Here is a 13,079-nt window from a genome sequence, read left to right on the forward strand (position 1 = left end):
ATGGATCTCGCCGACACCCCATGCCTGGTGACGGGGGGCGCGAGCGGCCTCGGTGCCGCTACCGTCCGCGCCCTTGTCGAACGCGGCGCGAAGGTCGCGGCACTCGATATCGATGCCGAGCGGCTGGCGACCATTGCGCAGGAGACGGGCTGTTTCGCCGTCACCTGCGATATCTGCGAGGAGCGAAATGTCCTTGCCGCTCTCGATTCCGTCGAGAAGCTGCAGGGCGTTCCGCGTTTGCTCGTCCAGTGCGCCGGCGTCGCGACGGGCGCACGCATCGTCTCGCGCGAGGGCGAGACCGATCTGGCAAGCTTTCGTCGCACGATCGAGATCAATCTGATCGGCACCTATACGGTGATGAGCCATGTCGCCGCACGCATGAGCGCACTTGCGCCGCTCGACGAGGGGGAGCAGGGCGTGATCGTCAACACGGCCTCGGTCGCGGCCGAGGACGGGCAGGTCGGCCAATGCGCCTATGCGGCCTCGAAGGGCGCCATCGCATCGCTTGCCCTGCCGGCGGCGCGCGAACTCGGCCGCTTCGGCATTCGCGTCGCGACGATCGCACCCGGCCTCTTTGCGACCCCGATGATGGAAACGCTGCCCGAGGACGTGCAGGAGCGCCTCGCGACCCTCCCGCCGTTTCCCAAGCGTCTCGGACGCGCCGGGGAGTTCGCGGCACTCGCACTTCACATCGCGGAAAACCGCATGATCAACGGGGCGATGATCCGCCTCGATGCCGGCGTGCGTCTGGAGCCGCGCTGATGAGTGATCCAGGTGTCGCAACGGCAGGCCACGAGATCGAAGCGACGCGCTTCGCGCAGCCGAGTGCGGTCCTTGAAAATCTGCCGGACGGTTCGATGCTGCTGCGCCACGGGCTTGCTCCGGCGCCCTACGACCGTCAGGTCGGCGACTGGCTGAGGCGCTGGAGCGACGCGGCGCCGGACCGCGTGTTCCTTGCCGCATGGCGCGAGGACGGCAGCATCGAAAGCCTGACCTATGCCGAGACGCGGAACCTATGCGACCGGCTTTCGCAAGCCCTCATCGGGCGTGATCTCGGCGCCGAGCGCCCGATCGCCATCCTTTCCGAAAAGAGCCTCTCCCACGCACTCCTCACGCTCGCGGCCTTGCAGGTCGGCATACCCGTCGCGCCGCTTTCGCCGACTTACTCGCTGCGTGCCGAAGCACGCGGACGGCTGAAGGTCTGTCTGGAAGCGGCGACGCCCGGGCTGGTGCTCGTGGAGGACGGAGATGCGTTCGAGGAAGCGCTGGCGCTCGTCGATCCGGAAACGGAAATCGTCCACGTGCAGCATCCTCCCGGCAAGCGGGATTCGACGGATTTCGCTTCGCTTCTGTCGGCTACGGCTGGTGAAGACGTCGATGGTGCGTTCGATCGCGTCGATCCGGATGCACCGGCGAAGATCCTCTTCACTTCCGGCTCGACCGGCGTACCGAAGCCGGTGATCAACACGCACCGGATGATGTGTGCCAACGCGACCGCACAGGCGCAGCTCTATCCGTTCCTGACGGCGCGGCCGCCGGTCGTCGTCGACTGGCAACCCTGGCACCATTGCGGCGGCAGCAGCTTCAATTTCCACGCCGCGCTCGCCAACGGCGGAAGCTATTACATCGACACCGGCAAGCCGACGACGGCACAGGCGTTCGCGCCGACGCTTCGTGCGTTGTCGACCGTCTCGCCGACCATCCATTTCAACGTGCCGCTCGGTTACGAGATGCTGGCCTTCCATCTGGAGCGCGACGATCGGCTCCGGCAGACCTTCTTCGCCGAGCTCGACTGTCTGATCTACGCGGCCGCCTCGATGCCGCCGCGGCTCTGGCAGCATCTGGAACGGCTTTCCGAACGAGAACGGGGAAGGCGGGTGCCGATGATGTCGTCCTACGGCACCACCGAACTGGCTCCGATGCACACCTCCCTGCACTGGCACGAGAACCGTCCCGGCCTGATCGGCCTGCCGATCCCCGGATCACAGGTCAAGCTGGTGCCGTGCCACGACAAGCTGGAACTGCGCGCACGCGGGCCGAACGTCACGCCCGGCTATTTCCGCGCGCCGGCGGCGACGCAGGCGGCCTTCGATGCCGAGGGCTGGTACATGACCGGCGACGCCGTGCGTCTTTGCGATCCCGACGACCCCGCCCGCGGCCTCGTCTTCGAAGGACGACTGAGCGAGGAATTCAAGCTTTCGACCGGCACCTTCGTGCAGGTCGGGGCGGTGCGCACGGCGCTGGTTTCGGCATGTCCACTCGTCGGGGATGCGCTGATCGTCGGTGAAAACCGCAACACGCTCGGTGCGCTCCTGATCCTCGATCTCAAGGAAGGTCGTTCGCGGTTCGGTGATCCCGATCTCACCATGGAAGCCTTGGTCGCGATGGAGGAAGCACACGCCGCTATCAAAGCCGATCTTGCGCGCTACAATGCGGAGAACACGGTCTCGAGCCGGCGCATCGCGGCTGCGATGCCGATCCTCGATATTCCGAGCCTTCGAAAGGGCGAGACGACCGACAAGGGCTACATCAACCAGCGCCTGGCCGTCGCGCGGCGTGCCGATCTCGTGGAAGCGCTCTACGACGCCGACAATTCCGCGGTGATCCGCCCATGACGCACGAACCTTCCCGCGCATCGGCCGACCTGACGCGCCTCGAAGCGCGCGTGGGCTGCGAACTCGGGGTTTCGGCCTGGGAACATTTCGATCAGCAGACCGTCGATCGCTACGGTGCGCTTACCGGCGAAGACCTTCCGATCCATTGCGAGCTGGGAACCGAGGCCGCGGCACGGTTCGGCGGAACCATCGTCCAGGCGTCGCTGCTTCTGGCGCGGCTCGGAACGTGGGTCCGGGAGGTCGGCGGCTGGATCGGCGCGCCGGCGACGCCGGTCAATTACGGGTTCGACAAGGTGCGCATGCTCGCCCCCGTGCCGGTCGGCGCTGCGGTTCGCGGGCGGTTCGCGCTGAAGACCATCGAACGCCGCGGCGCGGATCTCGTCCTTCTGCGCCTCGGGGCAACGGTCGAATGCGAAGTCGGTACGCGTCCGGCGATCGTCGCCGAATGGATCATCGGGTTTATCATGAACGAGACATCCGGACGAGAGGAACAGCGCTCGTGAAGAACGCGATTTCCAGACCTTCCGAACGCCGGCCGGTGGAGCGGGTTCGCTCGGCACGCGCGACCGAGCGGCGTGCCTCCATCCTCGACCGCGCGTCCGAAATCTTCGGTCAGAAGGGCTACGGCCGAACGACGCTCGACGACATCGCGGGTGCCGTCGGGGTCAAGCGCGAAGCGATCTACTACTATTTCGACCACAAGCTCGACATTCTCTGCGAGATCATCACGCCCGAAAGCAAGCGGCTCGTCGAGGACCTGGCAGCCATCATGCGCCGCCACGACGTGTCGCCGCGTGACCGGCTGGCCATGGCCGTGCGCAACCACATGTCCGGCTTCAATCCGGACTTCCTGCAACTCGCCGTCGTCCTTCGCGAACTGGACGGCCAAGACGACGACGGCCGCGTCAGCGAAATTCGAAGGCTGTGGCGCGCCTACCAGGAGTCCTGGATCGACCTCGTGCGCGAAGGGCAGCAGGCCGGCTGCTTCGCAGGCCATCTGGATCCCCGCCTGACGGCCTTTTCCATTCTCGGCATGTGCAACGCTCCCTCGACGTGGTTCCAGCCGTCCGGCGAGCGCTCGATGGAAGAGCTCGTCGAGACGCTGGTGACGGTCACGTTGAATGGCGTCGCTCCCTGAACGAGCGCAGCGGAAGCCGGTATAGCGGCTTCGGCAGGGGGCGCCGGATCGTTCCAGACAGGCCCCTGCCGTCGAACGAAGCTCTTCGTTCCCGTTCTACTTGGTTTCGATCAGCGGCTTGATCTGGTCCGTCATCTTGGCCGAGGCCTCGTCGGCGGTCATCTCGCCGTTTGCGACCGACGTCATGTCGTCCATGATGATCTGGCTGATCTTGACGCCGTTGCTGCCCGGCCACGAGAACCAGCCAAGCGCACGGTCGAGCTGGTTCGGGCTCGTCTTGTAGTTCGGGTTCTTCTGGTAGAAGTCCTTGAGAAGCTCGGCGGAACCCGTGTTGATCGGAATGTAGCCGGTCTGCTTGGCGATATAGGCCTGCGACTTCGCGCCCGTGCCGTAGAGGATGTAGTCGAAGGCGGCCTTGCGCTTGGCCGGATCCTTGCTGAGGACGACGACGCCCATGCCGCCCGAAGCGACGTTGCCCTTCTCGCCGAGGCTCGGCATCTGCGCCGCACCCCACGGGAAGCGGTCGCCGATCTCACGGTCGAAGGAACGCACGACGGCGGCCGAGTTGAAATAGATGCCGAGCTTGCCGGCATACATTTCCTGGCGTGCGGCCTTGTCGGCGATCGGCTGCTGGCCCGCATCCTGGATCAGGCGCTGGAACACCTCGATCGCCTTCTTGCCCTTATCGGTCGAAAACGCGATCTTGCCGTCCTTGGTGACGGGATAGATGCCGTTCGTCGCCAGGAGGTTCTGGACCATCCAGTCGTCGTCGCCGAGCGTATAATAGATGCCGTGCGTGTCCGAACCGAGCGCATTGATCTTCTTGGCGAGCGCGATCGTTCCGTCCCAGGTCGTCGGCATGTTGTCGGGGTCGCCGCCGGCCTTCTTCACGAGGTCCTTGTTGTAGAACATGACGGTCGTGGAGTCCGTCCAGGGCAGGCCGTACTGCTTGCCGTTCACCTGCCCGAGCTTCAGGACGTTCTCTGTATAGCCGAGCTTTTCCATGTCCTTGCCCTGCATCACGTCGTCGAGCGGCTGGACGATGCCGCGCGTGACGAGGTTCGGCAAAAGGTGCGAGCCGACCATGAAGACGTCCGGCGGATCGCCGGCCATGTTCTGGCGGATGACCGAAACGAGGCCTTCGCCATAGTCGACCGAAGGCGCCTGGAACGTGATGTGGACGTTCGGATGATCGGCCATGAAGCGTTTGGCAATTTCCTTTTCCCATTTCGCATGCTGCGGCCAGGCGTGGAGAACGGTGAGATCGACCTGATCGGCCGCGACCGCCGGCATGGCGAGAATGCCCGTCAGGGCAAGGGATGCGAGAAGACGTTTCATCGGGTTTGCCTTTCTGTCTTTCGAAGTCATGTCCGCACCCCGAAGGACAGGCCGCGGACGAGATGGCGCTGGAGAATGAGGAAGCAGGCGACGAGCGGCGCGGTGGCGATGACCCCGCCGGCCATCAGCGCGCCGATGTGGCCGGTGCTGTCGCCGGAAGAACGGAATTCCATCAGACCGATCGGCGGCGTCATCATGCTCGTCTTGGTGACGACGACGAGCGGCCAGTAAAGGTCGTTCCAGTGGACGATGATGCTGATCATGGCGAAGGCCATGACGGCCGGGCGCGCCGCCGGCAGCATCAACCGCCAGACGATCGCGAGTTCCGAAAATCCATCGAGGCGTGCCGCTTCGAGCACTTCGTCCGGATAGGAGACGAAGAACTGGCGGAACAGGAAGATGCCGAAGGCGGAGACGACGAAAGGCAGGATCAGCGCCGTATAGCTGTTGAGCAGTCCCGCGTAGGCGATCGCCAAATAGAGCGGAATTGCCGGCACCTGCAACGGGATCATCAGCGCGACGATCACCGCGCCGAACAGGATCGGCCTGCCGCGGAAGGGAAGCTTGGCAAGCGCATAGCCGGCAGGTGCGGCGATCAGCACCTGAAGCAGGACGATCATGCCGCACACGAAGGCGCCGTTCGCCAGATAGCGCAGCAGTGGCACCTCGCGGATCGCGTAGCCGTAGTTCGCAATCGTCGCGGCAAGGCTCGGCATCGGCAGCACCGCGCCGGTATAGACTTCACTCTTCGACGCGAAGCTGACGGCGAGCATCTCAACGAAGGGCATCAGCGTGATGATCGCGACGAGGACGAGCACAGTGCGCGTCGCGAGCCGGGAAAGATCGCGGCGCGTCATGCCGCTCCCCCACGCTCGAAGAGCGAGACCTGGACGATCGAAAGCAGGGCGACGAAGAGCAGGAAGGCGACGGCGAGCGCGGACGCGACGCCGATGTCGAAATAGCGGAAGGCCTGCTGATAGAGCGTAAAGAGGATCATGTCCGTGGCGCCGCTCGGGCCGCCATTCGTCAGCACGGCGACGGTCTCGAATTCCGAAAAGCAGCGGATGAGCGTGATGACGGTGACGAACAGCGTCACCGGTGCGAGCTGCGGCCAAGTGACGAGGGTGAAGCGGCCCCAGCCGCCGTCCGCTCCGTCGATCGCCGCCGCCTCGTAAAGATCGCGATCGATCGTGGCGAGCCCTGCGAGGAAAAGCAGAGTGTTGTAGCCGAGGATCTTCCAGACGCCGATGACGGCGAGCGTCGCGAGCGCGGTGTCGGGATCGGAAAGGAACCGGACCTTCGCGAAGCCGAAGGCGGAAAGCGCGGCGTTGACCATGCCGAAGGTCGGATGGAGCGCCACTTCCCACGCGGTCGCCATGGCGACGAGCGTCGCGGTGATCGGCAGGAAGTAGATGGTCTGGAAGACGCTGCCGAGCCGGCCTTCGCCCTCGATGAGGATTGCCAGCGCGAGCGCGGCGAAGATCGAGAGCGGCGCCACCATCACGACGTAGAGGAGCGTATTGAAAAGGCTCCGGCGTATGTCCGGATCGGTGAAGAGCTTGGCGTAGTTGGCAAGTCCTACCCAATCGAACCCCGGCATTCCGAACTGGTAGTCCGTAAGCGAGAAGGAAAGCACGCCAATCGAGGGAAGAAGCAGGAGCACGGCAAGCAGCGTTCCAGCGGGAAGTGCGAGCGCCGTCCCGACGCGTCGACGCTGTCTTTCCGTCGCGTTCACGCGACGGCCCGTCCGGATAGGCCCGGCTCGCCCATATCCGCGTGTTCGCCGGGGAAAACATGGGTCGCGTCGAGCTCGAAATGCAGCACGCCTTCGCGTCCGGACGGCCAGTCCGCGATCGCACGCGAAGCAATGCGCACCACGCACGGCGTATCGTCGGCGACGAGACGCACGAAGAGATTGGCTTCCGAACCACCGTGCTCGGCATGATCGACGCGGACGCGAAGGCCGGGCAGAGCGGGTTCGTCGAGGCGCGCCATCGTCGCATGCTCGGGACGAAAGGCGACGACGCCCTCGATCGCGGAAAGCGGTCGGCCGCCGATCCGGATATCGCCGGCGCGCGTACGCTCGCCGAGCGCACGACGGACGATCTCCGCCGGTACGACGTTCAGGTGCGGTTGCGAAAGGAAGCGTGCGACGTCGAGATCGGCCGGTGCGCGGTAAAGTTCGTCCGGCGTGCCGATCTGGCGGATGCGACCGTCGAACATGACGATGATGCGGTCGGAGATTGCCATCGCCTCGGCCTGATCGTGCGTGACGAACAGCGTCGTCGCGCCGATGCGCCGCTGAAGCGCGCGCAGGTCGGAACGGGTGCGGTTGCGCAACGCGGCGTCAAGATTGGCGAGCGGCTCGTCGAGCAGGAAGAGATCCGGCTCGCGGATAAGCGCGCGGCCGAGCGCGACGCGTTGGCGCTGGCCGCCGGAAAGTGCGGCCGGGCGGCGATCGAGGAGACCGTCGATCTCGAGCTGCTTCGCCGTCGCCGCAACCCGTTCGCCGATGCTCGCCTGTACCCGACGTGCCCGCGGGGAAAGCCGGCCGAACACTGCGGAACGACCGAATGCGGAAAGCTCGGTCATCACGAGCGGTGCGGCGAGGTTCGCCCGGCACGTCATGTGCGGGTAGAGCGCATAGGACTGGAAGACGAAGGCGACGGCGCGCTCGCTCGGACGCAAGCCGTCGATCGACTTGCCTTCGACGCGAATGGAGCCTTCGGTGGTCGGCACCAATCCGGCGATCGCGCGAAGCAGCGTGGATTTTCCGCAGCCCGAAGGCCCGAGGATCGAAACGAACTCTCCTGCCGCGACGCGAAAATCGAGCCCATGAAGGGCCATCGTCGTCGCGTAGCGACAGACCAGTCCCTCGATTTCCAGATCTTTCGCTTGTACCATCCTGCCTCTTCCAAGCGCAGACGGGCTCACCGCACACACCTCGACCGTTCGCGCAAAATGCACGTTCATGGCCGCTGCCAGTGCGGCTTTGTCTTCGGAACCCCAATCCCGAGCGACCCGTATTCCTCAACCGATGGGCTAGGTAGCTTTGGGGCGAGGGAGGTCAATGGGAGGTACGATCGGTAGTCGCGTTTGCCATGCCATGCTACCGCAGCATGTAGCTAGATCACTGATCGGGAACGCTCTTCAGGGTTCTTCGGCATGCAATCAATCTATTGTGATCGTACTGAACCATCGCGTTTATCTGCACGCATAAGCTGCATCGGCGCGCTCTGCTAGCCTTTTAGAACCAGTCAGCTTCGTCGCTCGATGGACCGTGCCAGCCGTTCGATCGTCGAACGGGCCGCCGGCAGCCGATCCGGCCAGAGCGGCCAGAGGTGGCAAAGGCCACGGCGTATGTCCGCCTCGACCGACACCCCGGCGCGGCCGAGCGCTGCGATCAACAACAGGCTGTCATCGAGAAGCACTTCCGATGTCGTCGTCGTGATCCAGACCGGCGGAAGGTTCGAAAGGTCGCCATGGAGCGGCGACGCGTCGGCAAGTGTTGCAAGCTCCGCTCCGAATGCCATGCGAGCAAGGCGCAGGTCGGACGCGTCATCGTTCATGGCGTCGGTCTTCGAGCCGGAAACGCGCGTCGTGCTTGCGCCCGTGCGATCGGTATTAGGGCTGATGAGCGATAGAGAGCGGAGCGCATGCGGCCGGCGCTGCGCCGCGAGCAGGGCGAGGTGCCCGCCGGCACTGTCGCCGACGAGATCGATCGGATCGTCCACGGCATCGAGCAGGGCAAGCACGTCCTCGAACGGCGCCGGCCAGGCGTGCTCGGGTGCCAGCCGGTAGCGCGGCAGGATCACGGGACGTGAGAGCGTGCGCGCGAGATATGCGGCCATCGCCGAATGGCTCTGCGGCGAACCGAACACGAGCCCGCCACCATGGAGCCAGACGACGGGTGGGCCTTCGCCCGGTCCGATCTGCAGGCACTCGATGCCGCCGATCGTCACCCATCGCCCTTCGACGGGCGGCGGCGCCAACGTCTCGAACGTCGCGCGCATCGACGCGACGTCGCCTTCCACCGGATGGGCTTCGATATGGCCGAGCAGTGCCTCGAACGCCTCGTCCTTCGCCATGCGCTCAGACGTTGATGGAGCCGACGGAGCCGCCGTCCACGCGCCAGTTCGCGCCGGAAACGAAGGAGGCGAGTTCGCTGCACAGCATCGCGATGACCGCCGCCGTCTCTTCCGGTTTCCCGCGGCGCTTGAGCGCGAGGTAGGGGCGCTCCTCCTCGAGGAACGATTCGATCGCCTCTTCGAACTCGACGCCCAGTTCCTTGCTGCGCTTTTCCATCATGCCGTCGGTCATCGGGCTTTCGATGAAGGCCGGCGCGACGCAGTTGACGAGCAGGCCGGATCCGGAATGCTGCATGGCGACGCTCTTCGAAAAGCTCAGAAGCGCCGATTTCGCGGAGTTGTAGACCGTTTCGTCGGCGTAGGGCTGGGCGACGTTCTCGGAGGTGATGAAGACGACACGGCCCCAGCCGCGCTCGGTCATCGGCGGGCAGAGATGGCGCGCGAGCCTGACGGCGGAAAGGAAATCGATGTCGAGCGCTTCCTGCCAGTCCTCCTCGGCCATCGCCAGCGGATCGCCCTTCGCGCCGGTGACGCCGGTCGCGTGGACCCAGATGTCGAAGGCGGTGCCGGCCTGCTCGACGAGGGCTTCGCAGCCCTTCAAGCTCGAAAGATCGGCGGTGGCGCTCGAGCAATCGAACTCGGAAGCCAGCTCCTTCAACGCGTCCTCGTCGGTATCGCTCAGGATGAGTTCCACGCCTTCGGCCGCCAGAAAGCGCGCCGTCTCCCGCCCGATCCCGCCGGTCGCACCCGTCACGAGCGCTTTTCTTCCGCGTATTTTCAGATCCATCGAAGTCTCTCGCCTGTTCTTGAAAACAAGGGCGCATGCCCGACGGGCGCACCGGATACCGCATCTAGAACAGGTTCGCCGTGCGGACAGATGGCCGACGTGCAATTCGTGCCGCATGACGAAAAGACGGAAAGGAAAATAGACGTGCCGCGAAGCCGGACTATGTTCGCGGTTTCAGGCCGGCTGCGAAGTACGGCGCGCCGGACGAGCATTCGATGCGGAAGACGGAACGATCATGAGCGAGACGGGTAGCGCCGCGCGGAACGGCTTGACGGCAAGCCTGAGGGGCAACTACGCGCTGACGCTCGCGATTACCCTCTTCGCCCTCGTTCCCTACCTCTTCGCCACGAGCGCGACCGACATCCTGAAGGGTGGCATCATTCACGATGTCGGGCTTTCGAAGACGATGTTCAGTCTCGTGAAGGGTCTCGGCACGGCGGGTTACGCGTTCGGCGCGTTGCTGGCCGGCGACCTTTCGCAGCGCTTTCCCCGCCGTCCGCTGCACATGACGCTGACGGCGAGTTGCTCGCTCGGCTGGCTGCTCAGCATCAGCGGCTTCGGGCCGATCACCTTTTGCGCCGGCTATATCCTCGCCGGACTTTCCACCGGTCTCCTGCTGATCGTAGCGCTTCCGCCGGCGGTCAAGGACTATCCGGCATCCCGTCTTCCGTTCACCGCCGTCTTCATCAATCTCGCCCTTTTCGGCGCGACGGCGGCCGGGCCGCTCGTCGGCGGCCTCGTTGCCGAGAACATCGGCTGGCGCGGGCTCTTCACGATCTTCGCCGTTGTCGCCGTCCTTGCCTTCTTTCTCGGCCTCGTCGTCATCGCGCCGGAAAAGCCGACCGCGCCCGGCACGAAGTTCGACATTTTCGCGATCGTGCTCGCCTTCGGCGCCACCGTCCTGCCGTTCGGCGCGGTCGCCATGCTGCAAAGCACCGGCTTCGCGTCGCCGTTCTTCTACGTACCACTGACACTCGGCCTCATCCTCTTCGCGGCGATCTTCATCGTCGAGGATCGGCACAGCGCCCCGCTGATCGCCGTCGATCGGATGACGCAGACGACGCCGACGATCGGCACCATCATCGCGAGCTTCGCCGGCGGCGTCTTCATCTCGCTGCTTTCGCTTTCGCTGTTGCGTGCGACGAGCCTATGGGGCCTTTCGGAAAGCCAGGCGGGGATCGGCTACTGGCCGCTTCCCATCGGCGCCGTGGTGGCGGCCGGCTTTCTCGGCCTCGCCTTCAAGACGCGCTTCCTGCCTCTCCTGATCCTCTTCGGCATGCTCGTAATGATCGGCGCCGGCGTCATGCTGATGACCGTTTCGACGTCCTCGGCGACGGTCACGATCCCTCTCGCCTATGGCCTTCTCGGCTTCGGCGCGGGCGCCACCGTCAGCCCCGCGCTCTTCCTCGCCGGCCTTTCCGTTCCTTCGAATGCGCTCGGACGGGTGCTCGCCTTCATCGAACTGGTGCGCTCCGTCGGCGACTTCCTGATCGGCCCGGTGCTCGTCGCCTTCGCCGGCCTGATCGCAAGCGGCCCTGCGCCCGGCGAAAAGCAGATCGTCATCACGATCGGCATCGCCGTCGCGATGGGGGTCGGCACGACGCTCTTCTGCGTGGCGGCGTTCTTTTCCGCCTATCGCACGCTTCCCGTGCCGCACCTGGAACGCTGGCTCCACGGGGACGAAGCCGCGATCGAAACGCCGCAAGCGCTGAGCGGGGGGAAAGGGTAGGCCGTCCGACCGGACGATTGACCGGAATATACCACGCCGGTGTCGCAAATATACAAGCCGAACGGCACGGTTTCGGCGAACGTCGTCATCGAGCCTTGTGGCCGAAGGACGATGCCATGACGCATTTTTCCGCATTCTCGCTGCTCAAGAACGCGATGTCCGGTCACAAGGGCTGGCAGCCGCAATGGGCCGATGCCGAACCGAAGCGCGAATACGACGTCGTCATCGTCGGTGCCGGCGGGCATGGGCTGGGCGCTGCCTATTACCTCGCCAAGGAACATGGCATCACCAATGTCGCGGTGATCGACAAAGGCTGGCTGGGCGGCGGCAATACCGGTCGCAACACGACGATCATCCGCTCGAACTATCTCTTCGACGAAAGCGCCCGGCTCTACGATCACGCGCTCGACCTGTGGGAAGGGCTCTCGCAGGATCTGAACTACAACGTCATGTTCTCGCGGCGCGGCGTCATGATGCTCGCCCATACCGTACACGACGTGCAGAGCTTCAAGCGCCACGTCCACGCCAACCGCCTGAACGGCGTCGACAACCGCTGGCTGACCGCCGAAGAGGCGAAGGAATACTGCCCGCCGGTCAACATCGCCGCGAATGCGCGCTATCCCGTCCTCGGCGCGGCCTTGCAGAAGCGTGCCGGCACGGCCCGCCACGACGCTGTCGCCTGGGGCTACGCACGGGCGGCTTCGGCGCGCAAGGTCGACATCATCCAGAACTGCCCCGTCACGGCGATCCGCCGCGGCGCGAACGGTGCGGTCGAAGGGGTGGAGACGGCGAAGGGCTTCATCCGCGCGAAGAAGGTCGCCGTTTCCGCCGCCGGCCATACGAGCGTCGTGATGGAAAGTGCCGGCGTGCGCATGCCGCTCGAAAGCTATCCGCTGCAGGCGCTCGTCTCCGAGCCGGTGAAGCCGTGCTTTCCCTGCGTGGTCATGTCGAACGCGGTTCACGCCTATATGAGCCAGTCCGACAAGGGCGAACTCGTCATCGGTTCGGGCACCGACCAGTACACGAGCTATTCCCAGCGTGGCGGCCTGCCATTGATCGAGCATACGCTGGCGGCGATCTGCGAGATCTTCCCGATCTTCTCGCGCATGCGCATGCTGCGCAAATGGGCGGGCATCGTCGATGTGACGCCGGATCGCTCGGCGATCCTCGGCAAGACTCCGGTCCAGGGCCTCTATGTCAATTGCGGATGGGGCACGGGTGGCTTCAAGGCCACCCCGGGCGCCGCCCACACGCTTGCCTGGACCGTCGCGAAGGACGAGCCGCACGCCATCAACGCGCCCTTCACCCTCGACCGTTTCCGCACCGGCCGGCTGATCGACGAGGCGGCCGCGGCCGCCGTCGCGCACTAGAGGAGGCTTGCCCG

The 13,079-nt window shown here is 65.1% G+C and carries 12 protein-coding genes; 6 read left to right on the plus strand and 6 right to left on the minus strand.

Annotated elements, in window-relative coordinates; all coding sequences use genetic code 11:
* From FJU11_RS05695 to FJU11_RS05710, 4 genes are read left to right on the plus strand one after another with little or no spacing between them, the layout of a single operon-like run.
* Positions 1-762, plus strand: a complete 762-nt coding sequence (locus FJU11_RS05695; protein ID WP_141166070.1) for an SDR family NAD(P)-dependent oxidoreductase — start codon at positions 1-3, stop codon at positions 760-762.
* Positions 762-2,615, plus strand: coding sequence for a feruloyl-CoA synthase (locus FJU11_RS05700; protein ID WP_141166071.1), 1,854 nt, complete (start codon positions 762-764; stop codon positions 2,613-2,615). Before FJU11_RS05695 ends, FJU11_RS05700 begins: the two co-directional genes overlap by 1 nt.
* Positions 2,612-3,118 (plus strand): MaoC/PaaZ C-terminal domain-containing protein, encoded by a 507-nt coding sequence (locus FJU11_RS05705; RefSeq protein WP_141166072.1) that lies wholly within the window; start codon positions 2,612-2,614, stop codon positions 3,116-3,118. The genes FJU11_RS05700 and FJU11_RS05705 overlap by 4 nt, the downstream gene beginning before the upstream one ends.
* Positions 3,115-3,753 (plus strand): TetR/AcrR family transcriptional regulator, encoded by a 639-nt coding sequence (locus FJU11_RS05710; protein ID WP_181408060.1) that lies wholly within the window; start codon positions 3,115-3,117, stop codon positions 3,751-3,753. The genes FJU11_RS05705 and FJU11_RS05710 overlap by 4 nt, the downstream gene beginning before the upstream one ends.
* 96 nt (positions 3,754-3,849) lie before the next feature.
* Here FJU11_RS05710 and FJU11_RS05715 read toward each other — a convergent pair whose 3' ends face one another.
* The 6 genes from FJU11_RS05715 to FJU11_RS05740 all read right to left on the minus strand — a co-directional run bounded on the left by FJU11_RS05715 (position 3,850) and on the right by FJU11_RS05740 (position 9,966).
* Positions 3,850-5,091: an ABC transporter substrate-binding protein gene (locus FJU11_RS05715; RefSeq protein ID WP_181408061.1), complete on the minus strand. Its 1,242-nt coding sequence runs from the start codon at positions 5,089-5,091 to the stop codon at positions 3,850-3,852.
* Positions 5,092-5,117: 26 nt separating this feature from the next.
* Positions 5,118-5,948, minus strand: coding sequence for a carbohydrate ABC transporter permease (locus FJU11_RS05720; RefSeq protein ID WP_141166075.1), 831 nt, complete (start codon positions 5,946-5,948; stop codon positions 5,118-5,120).
* Entirely contained in the window at positions 5,945-6,826 is an 882-nt protein-coding gene (locus FJU11_RS05725) for a carbohydrate ABC transporter permease (protein ID WP_235890836.1), read from the minus strand. Before FJU11_RS05725 ends, FJU11_RS05720 begins: the two co-directional genes overlap by 4 nt.
* Positions 6,823-7,995, minus strand: a complete 1,173-nt coding sequence (locus FJU11_RS05730) for an ABC transporter ATP-binding protein (protein ID WP_181408062.1) — start codon at positions 7,993-7,995, stop codon at positions 6,823-6,825. The genes FJU11_RS05725 and FJU11_RS05730 overlap by 4 nt, the downstream gene beginning before the upstream one ends.
* A 353-nt stretch (positions 7,996-8,348) precedes the next feature.
* Positions 8,349-9,179 carry an alpha/beta hydrolase gene (locus FJU11_RS05735; protein WP_141166077.1) on the minus strand — a complete coding sequence of 277 codons (831 nt, stop codon included), beginning with the start codon at positions 9,177-9,179 and terminating at the stop codon, positions 8,349-8,351.
* Between the two features lie 4 nt (positions 9,180-9,183).
* Positions 9,184-9,966 carry an SDR family NAD(P)-dependent oxidoreductase gene (locus FJU11_RS05740; RefSeq protein ID WP_141166078.1) on the minus strand — a complete coding sequence of 261 codons (783 nt, stop codon included), beginning with the start codon at positions 9,964-9,966 and terminating at the stop codon, positions 9,184-9,186.
* A gap of 235 nt (positions 9,967-10,201) precedes the next feature.
* On the opposite strand from FJU11_RS05740, the gene FJU11_RS05745 reads away from it, so the two are divergent.
* Both FJU11_RS05745 and FJU11_RS05750 read left to right on the plus strand, forming a co-directional pair.
* A complete protein-coding gene (locus FJU11_RS05745) occupies positions 10,202-11,695 on the plus strand; it encodes an MFS transporter (RefSeq protein WP_141166079.1) in 1,494 nt (497 codons plus the stop codon).
* 116 nt (positions 11,696-11,811) lie between these two features.
* A complete protein-coding gene (locus FJU11_RS05750; RefSeq protein ID WP_141166080.1) occupies positions 11,812-13,065 on the plus strand; it encodes a sarcosine oxidase subunit beta family protein in 1,254 nt (417 codons plus the stop codon).
* Positions 13,066-13,079 lie beyond the last annotated feature (14 nt).

It is taken from the genome of Pararhizobium mangrovi (assembly GCF_006516965.1).
Classification (GTDB): domain Bacteria; phylum Pseudomonadota; class Alphaproteobacteria; order Rhizobiales; family Rhizobiaceae; genus Pararhizobium_B; species Pararhizobium_B mangrovi.

Excerpts from the sequence above, each read along its gene's own strand:
- FJU11_RS05695 (WP_141166070.1), top strand. The coding sequence starts at position 1 with ATGGATCTCGCCGACACCCCATGCCTGGTGACGGGGGGCGCGAGCGGC.
- FJU11_RS05700 (WP_141166071.1), top strand. The coding sequence starts at position 762 with ATGAGTGATCCAGGTGTCGCAACGGCAGGCCACGAGATCGAAGCGACG.
- FJU11_RS05705 (WP_141166072.1), top strand. The coding sequence starts at position 2,612 with ATGACGCACGAACCTTCCCGCGCATCGGCCGACCTGACGCGCCTCGAA.
- FJU11_RS05715 (WP_181408061.1), bottom strand. The coding sequence starts at position 5,091 with ATGAAACGTCTTCTCGCATCCCTTGCCCTGACGGGCATTCTCGCCATG.
- FJU11_RS05720 (WP_141166075.1), bottom strand. The coding sequence starts at position 5,948 with ATGACGCGCCGCGATCTTTCCCGGCTCGCGACGCGCACTGTGCTCGTC.
- FJU11_RS05730 (WP_181408062.1), bottom strand. The coding sequence starts at position 7,995 with ATGGTACAAGCGAAAGATCTGGAAATCGAGGGACTGGTCTGTCGCTAC.
- FJU11_RS05735 (WP_141166077.1), bottom strand. The coding sequence starts at position 9,179 with ATGGCGAAGGACGAGGCGTTCGAGGCACTGCTCGGCCATATCGAAGCC.
- FJU11_RS05740 (WP_141166078.1), bottom strand. The coding sequence starts at position 9,966 with ATGGATCTGAAAATACGCGGAAGAAAAGCGCTCGTGACGGGTGCGACC.
- FJU11_RS05745 (WP_141166079.1), top strand. The coding sequence starts at position 10,202 with ATGAGCGAGACGGGTAGCGCCGCGCGGAACGGCTTGACGGCAAGCCTG.
- FJU11_RS05750 (WP_141166080.1), top strand. The coding sequence starts at position 11,812 with ATGACGCATTTTTCCGCATTCTCGCTGCTCAAGAACGCGATGTCCGGT.